The organism is Rhizobium sp. BT-226 (genome assembly GCF_025847085.2).
GTDB lineage: Bacteria > Pseudomonadota > Alphaproteobacteria > Rhizobiales > Rhizobiaceae > Rhizobium > Rhizobium sophorae.
The window spans coordinates 273,687-286,167 of sequence record NZ_JAOYTI010000002.1 but is presented as its reverse complement, the minus strand read 5'-3'; the positions used below and the strand labels follow the sequence as shown (position 1 = coordinate 286,167).

Genomic DNA, 12,481 nt, shown 5'->3' with positions numbered 1-12,481 from the left:
CGATTTAAGGAGTTATGCAGTGACTTATTCCGGCAGGCGATAATCGACGAGCTTGTTCTCCCGGACGATGAACAGCTTGCCCGTCTCCGTCACACCAGGCCCGAGCAACGGCAGGATTGCCTTCGCCACTTCGGAGGGATGCGGCAGCGACTGCGGATCTTCGCCGGGCACCGCCTGCGCCCGCATCGCCGTGCGTGTCGCACCCGGATCGACGCTGGTGACCCGCAGCGGGGTGTTTTGACTTTCACCCGCCCATGTGCGTGCCAGCGCTTCGACCGCAGCCTTGGAAGCGGAATAGGCGCCCCAGAAGGGGCGGCACTTATGGGCAGCACCCGAAGAGAGGATCACCGCACGGCCGGCATCCGAGCGGGCCAGCAGCGGGTCGACCGAGCGGATCAGCCGCCATGTTGCGGTGACGTTGATGGTCATCACCTTCTCGAACACCTTCGCCTCGATATGGCCGATCGGCGAAATGACGCCGAGCACGCCGGCATTGGCGACGAGGATGTCAAGCTTGCCCCAGCGTTCGAAGATCGAGCCGCCGAGCGCGTCGATCGCGTTCATATCGGCAAGGTCGAAGGGCACGAGCGTCGCCGTGCCGCCGACGGCCTTGATCGCATCGTCGAGATCCTCGAGCCCGCCGACCGTGCGTGCGCAGGCAATCACATGGGCGCCGGCTTTGGCAAGTTCCAGCGCCGTGAAATAGCCGATGCCGCGCGACGCACCGGTGACGAGTGCGATCTTGCCCTCAAGATTGATATTCATGATGTTGTGTTCCCTCACGAAGGGAGAGGGGTGCGATGCACCCCTCGGAATGGACAATGGAAAAACCGGCGCGCCGTGTCAGCCGTTGCTGGCAAGCATGGAAATCTTGTTGCCCATGGACTCGCCGTTCTTGTCGAGCAGGCGGGTCGGATAGTCGCCGGTAAAATAGTGGTCGGTGAACTGCGGCCGGGCCGGGTTGCGGTCCTCACCGCCAACGGCACGATAGAGGCCGTCGATCGACAGGAAGGCGAGCGAATCCGCACCAATATATTTCGCCATGGCTTCGACATCGGCATATTGGTTTGCCAGCAGCTTGTCCGCGTCAGGCGTGTCGATGCCGTAGAAATCCGGGAAGAAGATCATCGGGCTTGCGACGCGGACATGGACTTCGCGCGCCCCAGCTTCACGGATCATCTGGACGATCTTAAGGGACGTCGTGCCACGCACGATGGAATCATCAACCAGCACCACGCGCTTGCCTTCGATCATCGCCCGGTTGGCCGAGTGCTTCAGCTTCACACCGAAGGCGCGGATCTGCTGGGTCGGCTCGATGAAGGTGCGCCCGACATAGTGGTTGCGGATGATGCCGTATTCGAAGGGAATGCCGCTCTGCTGCGCATAGCCGAGCGCCGCCGGCGTGCCGCCATCCGGCACCGGCACGATGACGTCGGCATCGACGGGCGATTCCTTGGCAAGGTTCATGCCCATGCTTTTGCGCGTCGTATAGACGTTGCGGCCGCCGACGACCGAGTCCGGGCGGGCGAAATAGACATATTCGAACAGGCAGAGGCGCTCCGGCTGTGGCTTGCTGGGCTTGCGCGCATCGATGCTGATCGAGCCGTCAGCCTGGATTTCACAGATGACGACCTCGCCGTTCTCCACGTCGCGGATGAACTTGGCGCCGATAATGTCGAGCGCGCAGGTCTCCGAGCAGAAGATCGGCTTGCCGTCGAGTTCGCCCATCACCAGTGGGCGGATGCCGGTCGGGTCGCGCGCGGCAATCAGCTTGGTGCGCGTCATGGCGAGCATCGAATAGCCGCCTTCCATCTGGCGAATGGCATCGATGAAGCGGTCGGACGTGGAAGCGTGGCGGGAACGGGCGATGAGGTGAAGGACGACTTCGGTATCGGAGGTCGACTGACAGATGGCGCCGGTCGCGATGATCTGGCGGCGCAGCGTCAGGCCGTTGGTGAAATTGCCGTTATGGGCAATGGCAATGCCGCCTTCTTCCAGTTCGGCAAAGAGCGGCTGCACGTTGCGCATGGCCACTTCGCCGGTTGTCGAGTAGCGGGTATGACCGATCGTAATGCTGCCGGGCAGGCGGGCAAGCGTCATCGGATTGGTATAGTGGTCGCCGACGAGGCCCATGTGGCGTTCCTGGTAGAAGCGCTTGCCGTCGAAGGAGACGATACCGGCCGCTTCCTGCCCGCGGTGCTGCAGAGCATGCAGGCCGAGAGCCGTGAGCGCGGCGGCATCCGGATGTCCCAGAATTCCGAAAACCCCGCATTCTTCATGTAGCGTATCTCCGTCGAGCGGATCGTCGGTCGGGAAGGAATGGGACTGGTTCATTTCTGCGGGCCTCTGCTCTCACAAGAATGGATCGGCATTTCCAGAAATAGCTGAGCCCGGCGGAGCTGGAATGCCCGGCCGGACCCTCATTTCACGTCCCGCTCAAATGGCGATTGCCGGAAGGCGGGTCAAGCTCTTGAACACTGTGTCAATTCGCCGGCTGTTGCGCGCCGTCCGCAGGCGCGGTCGGTGCGTCTTCCGCCGGAGCCTGGTCGCCCGTCGGCGGAGTGGTACCTTTGGCGCCCTGTGCCGGCGGCTGCAGCTTATCACGGATGCTTTCCGGTATCATCTGGGCAAATTGCTCCGGCAGAACCGATTTCAGCTTCACGACCATCGAATCCAGGAACGGTTTCGACTTCGCTTCGTTGACCCAGGTCGGACGGTGGTCGGCATCGACCAGCCAATTCCAGAAGGCGACGGCAACGACCAGGAGCAGCACGCCGCGCGCTGCCCCGAACAGGAAGCCGAGCGTGCGGTCGAGCGCGCCGACACGGCTGTCGATGATGAAATCCGCGATCTTCATCGTGATGAAGGAAATGACGATGAGCGCGATCAGGAAGACGACCGCTGCCGAACCGACGATCGCGATACGGTCGTCATCGGTATATTTCTTCGCATAGGGCAGCAGGTACGGATAGAGATAATAGGCAGCGGCGGCCGAACCGCCCCAGCTCGCGATCGAAAGAATCTCGCGTGAAAAGCCGCGGACCATCGCCAGCACGGCGGAGAAGAGCACGACGCCGATGACAATACCGTCGAAAATCGTAATGGGCATGTAAATTCAACTCCAGGACTGCCGCTTGGCGGCCGTGTCGTGCCTTATCGTGTGCCTCCTATATCATCACCATTCCCGGCAATGAAAGGATCAAACCTCGTCTTCCACACGCAGCGCTCCCTTCGACCCGGCGATGCGCGCGACCAGATCCGGCAGGCTTGCGACTTCGCTCCAGCGCCCGCCGGAGCCCTTCGGCAATTCGGCGGAGGCGGACGGAAGCAGCGCTGCGGAAAAACCCAGCTTCTCGGCTTCCTTGAGGCGCTGGGCGGTGTGCGCAACCGGCCGGATGGCGCCCGACAGGCTGACTTCGCCGAAATAGACGCAATCGGCAGGAAGGGCAATACCGGCAAGCGAGGAAACGAGCGCCGAGGCGACGGCAAGATCAGCCGCTGGCTCGGAGATGCGGTAACCGCCCGCGACGTTGAGATAGACGTCGTGCTGGCCGAGCCGGACGCCGCAATGGGCTTCCAGCACCGCCAGGATCATAGAGAGCCGTGCCGAATCCCAGCCGACCACGGCGCGCCGCGGCGTGCCGAGCGAGGTTGGGGCCACCAGCGCCTGCACCTCGACGAGAATGGGGCGGGTGCCCTCCATCCCCGCAAAGACAGCAGCACCCGGCGATTTTTCGTTGCGCTCACCAAGGAAGAGCTCGGAAGGATTAGCAACTTCGCGCAAGCCTCTGTCGGACATTTCGAAGACGCCGATCTCGTCGGTCGGGCCGAAGCGGTTCTTGACTGTGCGCAGGATGCGGTAGTGATGGCCGCGGTCGCCTTCGAAATAGAGCACGGCATCGACCATGTGCTCGACGACGCGCGGCCCGGCAATCTGTCCGTCCTTGGTCACGTGGCCGACGAGCACCATGGCTGCCCCCGTCTGCTTGGCGAAACGGATCATTGCCTGCACCCCGGTGCGCACCTGCGTCACCGTCCCCGGCGCGGATTCGGCAAGTTCGCTCCACAGCGTCTGGATGGAATCGATGATGACGAGGTCCGGCCGCTTGCCCTCGGCGAGCGTCGCCAGAATATCCTCGACATTAGTTTCGGCCGCCAGCATCACATCGGTATCGGCCGCTGCAAGGCGTTGCGCCCGCAGTCGGACCTGCGCCACGGCTTCTTCGCCGGAGACGTAGATGATCTTGTGGCCGCGCCGCGCAAGGGCGGCGGCGGCCTGCATCAGCAGCGTCGATTTGCCGATGCCGGGATCGCCGCCGATCAGCACCGCCGAACCGCGTACGAAACCGCCGCCGAGCGCTCGGTCGAGCTCCGACATTGCGGTATGGATGCGCGGCGCCTCCTCGATCTCGCCGGAGAGTGCCGTCAGCGCCACCGGTCGGCCCTTCTTCGGCGTCTTACCGGGACCGGAGCCGATCCCGCCCATCGGATCTTCCTCGACGATGGTGTTCCACTCGCCGCAGTTCTCGCATTTGCCGGCCCAGCGGTTATGAACCGTGCCGCAACTCTGGCAGATGAATTGTGTCCTGGCCTTCGCCATCAATTACTCTTTCAGTCCGGGTTCCCGAGTGAAACGACGCGCCGCTTCACCGAATCATTGTCGTGCTTGAGATAATGGCTATCGCGACGGATCAAAACTAATGATTTCCCCATCAGCGCACCCGTGCCTATCCTTGGCCGCTGCTTATCCGGAACGGTGGAAGATGTTCGATTATTCATTTGCGCACTGGCTTGCATTTCTGTCGGCGGCGGTTCTGCTCAATCTCTCGCCCGGCCCCGACATCGCCTTCATCCTCGGCCACACGATGAGAAGCGGAAAACGCGCCGGTTTTTCCGCGCTGTTCGGCGTCTGGTCCGGCGCCTGCCTGCATGTGCTGATGGCCGCACTCGGTCTCTCCGCCATACTTGCCGCTTCCGCCGTCGCCTTCTCCACCGTCAAATGGATTGGTGCCGCCTACCTCGTCTGGCTCGGCATTCAGGCTTTGCGCTCCGGTGGCGGCGATGGCCTGATAAGGGCTGCCGGTGAAAGTTTGCCGGTTGCAAGAATCTACCGGCAGGGAATTCTGGTGTCGCTGCTCAATCCGAAAGTGGCGATATTCTTCCTGGCCTTCCTGCCGCAATTCGTCGTCGAAGGGGCAGGGCCGGCATGGGCGCAGCTCATGCTGCATGGCGGGCTTATCATCGTCGTCGCCGCCTTCATCGAACCGCCGCTCGTCCTTCTCGGCGGGCGCCTTGCGGATGCAATCAGGCATAATCAAAAAATCGGCCTCTGGCTCGATCGCGGCCTCGGTGCACTTTTCGTGGCGCTCGGCGTCCGTCTCGCCCTCAGCAGCCGCTGAATAGGAAGGCTATTCCTCGGCCAGGTAGCGCCGCTCGTGGCGCAGCCCCATGCTGGTCAGGATCTCATATCCGATTGTGCCGGATGTCCGCGCCACATCGTCCACCGGCAGGTTCTTTCCGAACAGCTCGACATAATCCCCGGCGCGCACGGCATTGTCAGGCAGGTCGGTGATATCGAAGATGGTCAGGTCCATGGTGATCCGGCCGGCAACTGGAACCGTGCGTCCGGCGATGAAACCTTGCCCGCCTTGCGGCACCACCTGGCGCAGCGGCACGCCGCCGCTCGACTGGCTGCGCATGTAGCCGTCGGCATAACCGGCAGAGGCGATCGCCAGCCGGCTTTCACGGCGAAGCTGCAGCGCTCGCCCATAGCTGACAGTCTCGCCGGCTTCGACGCTGCGCACCTGGATGATACGCGCTTCCGCCGTCGCCACCGGCCGCATCGGGTTCGCCATGCCGCAGACCGCTTCGCCGCCATAGAGCGCGATGCCGGGGCGGGTCAGGTCGAAGTGATAATCCTCGCCGAGAAAGATGCCGGCCGAGGCGGCAAGGCTTGAATCGATGCCTTCATAAGCGGCGCTAACCCTGTGGAATGATTCGAGCTGCTGCCGGTTCATCGCATGGGTGGGATCGTCGGCACAGGCGAGGTGGCTCATGACAAGCACGGGCGCGAAGCTCGCCGGCCGCGAGACGTCGTCGGCGAGCGCGATCGCATCGTCGATATGCAGTCCGAGCCGATTGAAGCCGGTATCGACATGCAGCGCGCAGGGGTAGTCGCCGTAATCGGCAAGCACCGCCATCCAGAAGGCGAGCTGTTCGTCGGAGGAAATCACCGGCACCAGATCATTGTCGAAGAAGCGCCGCTCGGTGCCCGGCCAGATTCCGGAAAGCACGAAGATGCGCGCCTCGGGCGCATAGAGGCGAAGCGTCACGCCCTCGTCGACGGTCGCGACGAAGAAGTCGCGCGCGCCTGCCATATAGAGCGCTTCGCCGGCATCCTCGATGCCCATGCCATAGGCATCCGCCTTGACGACCGCAGAGGTGCGCGCCGCACCGGAGCGGCGCGCCATGTCGTGCCAGTTCTCCGTCAGGGCGGTCAGGTCGACGGTCAGCCGCAGGCCTGCCGAGGCAAAATTGTCATCTTCGGGGGCGTCGAAAAATTCGCTCATGATCCGCATCGAAAAGAGGCCGGAGAAGGATTCTCCGGCCAGTTTAAAGGTCAACTATGTCAAGGGAAAGCCCGGCGCTGCACGCAGCATCCGCGCGATCAGTGCTCTTCATATTGGGTGAAGGAGGGATCGGCGAGATCGGCAAAGCGCGTGAATTCCGACTGGAAGGCGAGCTTCACGGTGCCCGTCGGCCCGTGGCGCTGCTTGGCGATGATGACGTCGGCCGTGCCCTTGACCTTGTCGAACAGCGCTTCCCATTCCGGATATTTGGGATCGTGGATGTCGCGCGGCTCCGAATTCTTGACGTAATATTCCTCGCGGAACACGAAGAGCACGACGTCGGCGTCCTGCTCGATCGAGCCGGATTCGCGAAGGTCGGAAAGCTGCGGCCGCTTGTCGTCGCGGCTTTCAACCTGGCGCGAGAGCTGAGACAGCGCGATGATCGGAACGTTGAGCTCCTTGCCGAGCGCCTTCAGGCCGGTGGTGATCTGGGTGATTTCCTGCACGCGGTTGTCGCTGGATTTGCCCGAGCCGGTCATCAGCTGAATGTAGTCGACCACAAGCACGTCGAGGCCGCGCTGGCGCTTCAGACGGCGCGCGCGGGCCGAAAGCTGGGCAATCGAGATACCGCCGGTCTGGTCGATATAAAGCGGCACCTTCTGCATCATCATCGAGCAGGCGACGAGCTTTTCGAAATCGGCATCGTTGATATCGCCGCGGCGGATCTTCGAGGAGGAGACTTCGGTCTGCTCGGAGATGATACGTGTGGCGAGCTGTTCGGACGACATTTCGAGCGAATAGAAGCCGACGACGCCGCCGTTCTTCGCCTTCATGGTGCCGTCCGACTGGACTTCGCCTTCGTAGGCGGCGGCGATATTGTAGGCGATGTTGGTGGCAAGCGAGGTCTTGCCCATGCCGGGGCGTCCGGCAAGCACGATCAAGTCCGACCGCTGCAGGCCGCCCATCTTGGAATCCAGCGAATGGATGCCGGTGGAAATGCCGGAAAGCCCGCCGTCACGTTCCTTGGCGACGGCCGCCATGTCGATCGCCAGCGCAACCGCATCGTTGAAGGCTTGGAAGCCGCCGTCGTAGCGGCCGTTTTCCGCCAGTTCGAAGAGGCGGCGTTCGGTATCCTCGATCTGCGACTGCGGCGGCATGTCGAGCGGCGCGTCATAGGCGATGTTGACGACGTCCTCGCCGATGGTGATCAGCGCCCGGCGCAGCGCCAGGTCGTAGATCGCCCGGCCGTAATCCTCGGCATTGATGACGGTGACGGCATTGCTGACCAGGCTCGCCAGATATTGCGAAACCGTCATGTCGCCGACCTTCTCGTCGGCCTTCAGGAAGGTCTTGATCGTCACCGGATTGGCGATCTTGCCCATGCGGATGATATCGCCGGCAACCTCGAAGATCTTCCGATGCAGCGGTTCATAGAGATGGATCGGCTTCAGGAAATCCGACACCCGGTAATAGGCGTCGTTGTTCATCAGGATCGCACCCAGAAGCGCCTGCTCGGCTTCGATATTGTTGGGTGCTTCGCGATAATGCTGCTCCGACGGGGCAACAGCTGTAATCTTTCGAGCGGCGTCGTTCATCATCATCCGTTCTGTCTTTTTCCAGCTCCGGATTTGCAATTCCGGACGCGAAAATCAAGAGGCTACGAAAGGAGCGGGGGCTCGCTTCGCCTAAATCCTGAACGCTGTGCACGTTGTTCGACTTCTCCACAGTCTTGGGCGACACAAAGGAGAAATACTGGCAGTGTCACCCGCACGACACGGTATGGCGCCGACTCAGCCCATCCGTTTCGGAGAATGTCATTTTAGCGCGATGCGATAAGGCACGCAGCAAAAACATCCGGAAGATCCCCTTAAAAAAGCGAACCGATCGGCAGCTCATATCGAAGGGTTGGAAACGAAAAAGCCCGGCGCGGTGGCCGGGCTTTCCTTCACGCGGATCGCTCCGACGAGAATTATGCTTCGTCTTCGTCGACGCCGTCAGCTTCCGGATCGAAGAAGTCTTCCGGACGCAGCGCGTCTTCGTCGACGCCGTAGATCGCGTCGACCGAGGTGAGTTCTTCGCCCTTGGACTGGCGCTCTGCCTCTTCGGCAGAACGCGCAACGTTCAGCTCGACGTGGATTTCGACTTCGGCATGCAGCTGCAGCTCGACCTTGTGCAGGCCGATCGACTTGATCGGCGTGTTGAGGTGAACCTGGTTGCGGCCGATGTTGAAGCCTTCGGCGGCGAGAATCTCGACGACGTCACGGGCAGCAACCGAACCGTAGAGCTGGCCGGTTTCGCCGGCGGAACGCACGACGATGAAGGACTTGCCGTCGAGAACGTCGGCGACCGTCTGGGCTTCCGACTTGCGCTCGAGATTGCGGGCTTCGAGTGTCGCGCGCTCGGCTTCGAAGCGGGTCTTGTTGGCGGCGTTGGCGCGTAGCGCCTTGCCGAGCGGCAGCAGGTAGTTGCGGGCAAAGCCGTCGCGAACCTTTACGGTTTCGCCCATCTGGCCGAGCTTGGAGATGCGTTCGAGAAGGATGACTTCCATTTTCTTTTTCCTTTCTTGTGTCTCAGATTTTCGTATCGGATTGTTTGGGGGCGTCAGCATCTTTCGTCGGGGTCAGTGCGATCGCCTTGCGCGTATCGCTGAGACCGAGGACGAGGATGAGCAGAGCTGGCAGCAGCATGAGCGTCGAGGCCAGATAGCAGAGGATGAGGGCCGGTATGCGCCAATCCTTGCCGCGCGTGCGGAAATGCAGCGAGGCGAAACCGGAAAGCATGAAACCGGCGCCGAAGGCGCCGATCACGGTCGCACCGACCAGCGCCGGGACGCCGCCGAAGAAGCAGGCGGCAAGCCCGGCCAGGAAGATGAAGATCGAGTTGCGGTTCATCCGCAGCGACGAGGGAATATCCTCGCGCGGACGAAGGCCGCGGCCGGAGGCTGCAACGATGCGCACGGCAAAATAATAGGCGGCAAACAGCGTGCTGACCCACATGCCGCCCTGCAAAGCCGGCAGCATCAGCAGGATCAGCGACTTGGTCTGCGCGGTCGCTGCCGGATCGGGCATGAATTCCGGCTGCTGCTGCTTAAGCGAGGTGATCAGCAGATCGACGATCGGATCGGTGATCTCAGGTCCGTAGCCGATGATCACACCGATGACGATGACGGCGAGCGTCACCAGACCGCAAAGATGCAGCAGGATATCGGAGAGCGGGTACCAGGCAAGCAGATGGTCGGGTCCGCCGAGTTCGGCGGCCGGACGCGCCAGATTGGCGAGATGGCTGAGCCAACCGGCCGGCAGCAGCGTCACCATCGTCATGATCAGCGCGAAGGAAGGCGAGATCAAGATCGCGCCGAGTGCTGCGGCGCTGACGACGGCCGAGACCGCGGCGGTATTGCCCCAGCCAAGCCCGACGATCAGGATCGGCAGAGCCGAGGCGGTGTAGAGAAGCGCGCTGAAAAACGACGGCTGCATGCTCGCGCCCAGCACCAGCAGGGCGGCGGTCAATCCGGCGAGTGCGCCGATCAGCAGCGTTTTAATGTTCGGTCGTTTCAAGGTCGCTGTCCTGCTTCATCAAGCAGTTAGAGGATGTTGCTGAATCGAATTCAGAAACGTCTCAACATGGGTTTTAAGAGTTCCGATCCGCGCCCATCGCGGAAGGGAGAAGGGAAGGCACGAGTGCCTTCCCTCATGACTTGGTCACGTCAGCCGATCAGGCGACGACGTAGGGCAGCAGGCCGAGGAAACGGGCGCGCTTGATCGCCTGGGCGAGTTCGCGCTGCTTCTTCTGGGAAACGGCCGTGATGCGGGACGGAACGATCTTGCCGCGCTCGGAAATGTAGCGCTGCAGCAGGCGTACGTCCTTGTAGTCGATCCGCGGCGCGTTGGCGCCGGAGAACGGGCACGTCTTGCGGCGGCGATGGAACGGGCGGCGAACCTGAGCGGAGGAAGTTTCAGACATATCTCAGATCTCCCTTATACACGGTCTTCGCGCGGACGGCGCGGACGGTCGTCGCGGTCGCCGAAGCCACCTTCACGCGGCGGACGCGGGCCGCGGTCACGATCGCCGAAGCCGCCTTCACGCGGGCCACGGCCGCCTTCGCGCGGACGGTCGTCACGGTCGCGCTTCTGCATCATGGCAGACGGACCTTCTTCATGCTTCTCGACGGCAATGGTCATGTAGCGAAGAACGTCTTCGCTGATGCGCATCTGACGTTCCATTTCCTGGACGGCAGCAGCCGGTGCATCGATGTCCATCAGGGCGTAGTGCGCCTTGCGGTTCTTCTTGATGCGGTAGGTGAGGGACTTGAGGCCCCAGTTCTCGATACGCCCGACCTTACCGCCATTCGCTTCGATCACACCCTTGTACTGTTCTACGAGGGCATCGACCTGCTGAGCGGAAATATCCTGCCGGGCAAGGAATACATGTTCATAAAGAGCCATGACAGCTTTGCCTTTCTTGCGTTTGGTTCAACCCGATATTCGGCGGCTAAGCCTCAACGACTGCTCCTGATTGGGCGGGCCCAGGCAAGAAAGCGTTTCCGAGACGGTCGAGAGCGGAGACACGGGAGGCTGGAACGCTTCCGTTCCGAACGATTTCCGTGAGGAAACCGGCCCTCCGTTCAGCCACCAGCCAGAAGACCGGGTTAACGAACAGGGCGGCTTATACGGATTTTTTGGGCAAAGGCAAGCGCAATCGGACACCCGAACCCGATGCAGGCCAATGGTCGGCATCGGGCAGGCGCCAAACAAATATGATCAAAGCGTCAGCGGATACTGCCGGTGCACCTTGGCGATTTCCGCCAGGATCTCGTTCGAAAGCGTAATGTCGGCCGCGCCGATATCGATTTTCAACTGCTCCATCGAGGTGGCGCCGATGATGACCGAGGCCATGAAGGGACGTGACAGGCAGAAGGCCAGCGCCATTGCTGCCGGGTCGAGGCCATATGTTGCGGCGATCTCCAGATAGGCTTTAGTCGCGGGCTCCTGCAGCGGCTGCAGGCGACCGCCGATATCGTGGTTGATCGAGCCGCGCGAACCTTTCGGCCTGCCGCCGTCGATATATTTGCCGGACAGGATGCCGCCGGCGAGCGGCGAATAGGCGAGCAGCCCGACATCCTCGTGATGCGAGAGTTCGGCGAGATCGAGATCGAAATGGCGGTAGAGCAGGTTGTATTCGTTCTGGACGCTGGCGACCCGCGGCAGGCTCTTCTGTTCGGAGAGCGTCAGATATTTCTGTATGCCCCAGGTGGTTTCGTTGGAAAGGCCGATCGCGCGGATCTTGCCTTCCTTCACCAGAGCGCCGAGTGTTTCCAGGATGTCGAGCATATTGGCGACGGCCTTGTCGCGATCCTGGGTGAACGGATTGTAGCTCCAGTTCTGGCGGAAATGGAAATGGCCGCGGTTCGGCCAGTGGATCTGGTAGAGGTCGACATAGTCCGTCTTCAGCCGCGTCAGGCTGGCCTCGAGCGCCAGGCGGATATTCTTCGCATCGGCACCTTCGCCGCCGCGCAGATAATCGCGGCCGCGGCCGGCGACCTTGGTGGCGAGCACGATATCGCCGCGCTTGCCGGTCTTCTCGAACCAGCTGCCGATATAGTCTTCCGTCCAGCCCTGTGTCGCGGCCGAAACCGGGGTCGTCGGATAAAGTTCGGCCGTATCGAAGAAATTGACGCCCTTTTCGACGGCGTAATCCATCTGCGCATGGGCATCGGCTTCGCTGTTCTGCGAGCCCCAGGTCATGGTGCCAAGGCAAATCTCTGAAACGGAAATCTCGGTGCGGCCTAGTGAATTGTACTTCATGGAGAAACCTTGGGAGAGAGGTGAAAGCCTTGGGAAGGTCTGCGCAAATCTAGGCTGGATTTGGCGGAGCGCAAGAGCAAAAACCGGGCTTTCGCGCGCGCGCGAAAG

Annotated in this window: 12 protein-coding genes; 1 reads left to right on the top strand and 11 read right to left on the bottom strand. The window is 61.9% G+C overall.

Going from position 1 to position 12,481, the window contains the following annotated elements:
- Window positions 1-24: 24 nt before the first annotated feature.
- The 4 genes from OIU37_RS11510 to radA all read right to left on the bottom strand — a co-directional run bounded on the left by OIU37_RS11510 (window position 25) and on the right by radA (window position 4,600).
- Window positions 25-765: an SDR family NAD(P)-dependent oxidoreductase gene (locus OIU37_RS11510; protein ID WP_180693300.1), complete on the bottom strand. Its 741-nt coding sequence runs from the start codon at window positions 763-765 to the stop codon at window positions 25-27.
- Between the two features lie 78 nt (window positions 766-843).
- Window positions 844-2,334, bottom strand: coding sequence for an amidophosphoribosyltransferase (purF, locus tag OIU37_RS11505; RefSeq protein ID WP_171600982.1), 1,491 nt, complete (start codon window positions 2,332-2,334; stop codon window positions 844-846).
- Window positions 2,335-2,482: 148 nt separating this feature from the next.
- Window positions 2,483-3,109 carry a CvpA family protein gene (locus OIU37_RS11500; RefSeq protein WP_264257551.1) on the bottom strand — a complete coding sequence of 209 codons (627 nt, stop codon included), beginning with the start codon at window positions 3,107-3,109 and terminating at the stop codon, window positions 2,483-2,485.
- Window positions 3,110-3,199: 90 nt separating this feature from the next.
- On the bottom strand, window positions 3,200-4,600 hold the full coding sequence (gene radA, locus OIU37_RS11495) for a DNA repair protein RadA (RefSeq protein WP_025393959.1): 1,401 nt from the start codon (window positions 4,598-4,600) through the stop codon (window positions 3,200-3,202).
- A 163-nt stretch (window positions 4,601-4,763) separates the two neighbouring features.
- Between radA and OIU37_RS11490 the strand changes: the two genes are divergently transcribed.
- Window positions 4,764-5,399, top strand: coding sequence for a LysE family translocator (locus tag OIU37_RS11490; protein ID WP_264257550.1), 636 nt, complete (start codon window positions 4,764-4,766; stop codon window positions 5,397-5,399).
- 9 nt (window positions 5,400-5,408) lie between these two features.
- Here the strand turns inward: OIU37_RS11490 and alr are convergent, their stop codons facing one another.
- From alr to OIU37_RS11455, 7 genes are all read right to left on the bottom strand, one after another.
- Window positions 5,409-6,578 (bottom strand): alanine racemase, encoded by a 1,170-nt coding sequence (gene alr, locus OIU37_RS11485; RefSeq protein ID WP_264258463.1) that lies wholly within the window; start codon window positions 6,576-6,578, stop codon window positions 5,409-5,411.
- 89 nt (window positions 6,579-6,667) lie between these two features.
- Entirely contained in the window at window positions 6,668-8,164 is a 1,497-nt protein-coding gene (locus OIU37_RS11480; RefSeq protein WP_180694226.1) for a replicative DNA helicase, read from the bottom strand.
- A gap of 374 nt (window positions 8,165-8,538) precedes the next feature.
- Entirely contained in the window at window positions 8,539-9,117 is a 579-nt protein-coding gene (gene rplI, locus OIU37_RS11475) for a 50S ribosomal protein L9 (RefSeq protein WP_017990922.1), read from the bottom strand.
- 22 nt (window positions 9,118-9,139) lie between these two features.
- Entirely contained in the window at window positions 9,140-10,126 is a 987-nt protein-coding gene (locus OIU37_RS11470; protein ID WP_264257549.1) for a DUF2232 domain-containing protein, read from the bottom strand.
- Between the two features lie 157 nt (window positions 10,127-10,283).
- Window positions 10,284-10,532 carry a 30S ribosomal protein S18 gene (rpsR, locus tag OIU37_RS11465; protein WP_168309793.1) on the bottom strand — a complete coding sequence of 83 codons (249 nt, stop codon included), beginning with the start codon at window positions 10,530-10,532 and terminating at the stop codon, window positions 10,284-10,286.
- Between the two features lie 14 nt (window positions 10,533-10,546).
- On the bottom strand, window positions 10,547-11,014 hold the full coding sequence (gene rpsF / locus OIU37_RS11460; RefSeq protein ID WP_003547040.1) for a 30S ribosomal protein S6: 468 nt from the start codon (window positions 11,012-11,014) through the stop codon (window positions 10,547-10,549).
- A gap of 315 nt (window positions 11,015-11,329) precedes the next feature.
- Complete coding sequence (locus OIU37_RS11455; RefSeq protein WP_264257548.1) at window positions 11,330-12,373, bottom strand: aldo/keto reductase; 1,044 nt, start codon at window positions 12,371-12,373, stop codon at window positions 11,330-11,332.
- Window positions 12,374-12,481: the final 108 nt, after the last annotated feature.

Bases quoted from the DNA above. Each gene is read 5' to 3' on its own strand.
- rpsF (WP_003547040.1), bottom strand. From the start codon at position 11,014: ATGGCTCTTTATGAACATGTATTCCTTGCCCGGCAGGATATTTCCGCT.
- OIU37_RS11510 (WP_180693300.1), bottom strand. From the start codon at position 765: ATGAATATCAATCTTGAGGGCAAGATCGCACTCGTCACCGGTGCGTCG.
- OIU37_RS11490 (WP_264257550.1), top strand. From the start codon at position 4,764: ATGTTCGATTATTCATTTGCGCACTGGCTTGCATTTCTGTCGGCGGCG.
- rpsR (WP_168309793.1), bottom strand. From the start codon at position 10,532: ATGTCTGAAACTTCCTCCGCTCAGGTTCGCCGCCCGTTCCATCGCCGC.
- rplI (WP_017990922.1), bottom strand. From the start codon at position 9,117: ATGGAAGTCATCCTTCTCGAACGCATCTCCAAGCTCGGCCAGATGGGC.
- OIU37_RS11500 (WP_264257551.1), bottom strand. From the start codon at position 3,109: ATGCCCATTACGATTTTCGACGGTATTGTCATCGGCGTCGTGCTCTTC.
- OIU37_RS11455 (WP_264257548.1), bottom strand. From the start codon at position 12,373: ATGAAGTACAATTCACTAGGCCGCACCGAGATTTCCGTTTCAGAGATT.
- radA (WP_025393959.1), bottom strand. From the start codon at position 4,600: ATGGCGAAGGCCAGGACACAATTCATCTGCCAGAGTTGCGGCACGGTT.
- alr (WP_264258463.1), bottom strand. From the start codon at position 6,578: ATGCGGATCATGAGCGAATTTTTCGACGCCCCCGAAGATGACAATTTT.
- OIU37_RS11480 (WP_180694226.1), bottom strand. From the start codon at position 8,164: ATGAACGACGCCGCTCGAAAGATTACAGCTGTTGCCCCGTCGGAGCAG.
- purF (WP_171600982.1), bottom strand. From the start codon at position 2,334: ATGAACCAGTCCCATTCCTTCCCGACCGACGATCCGCTCGACGGAGAT.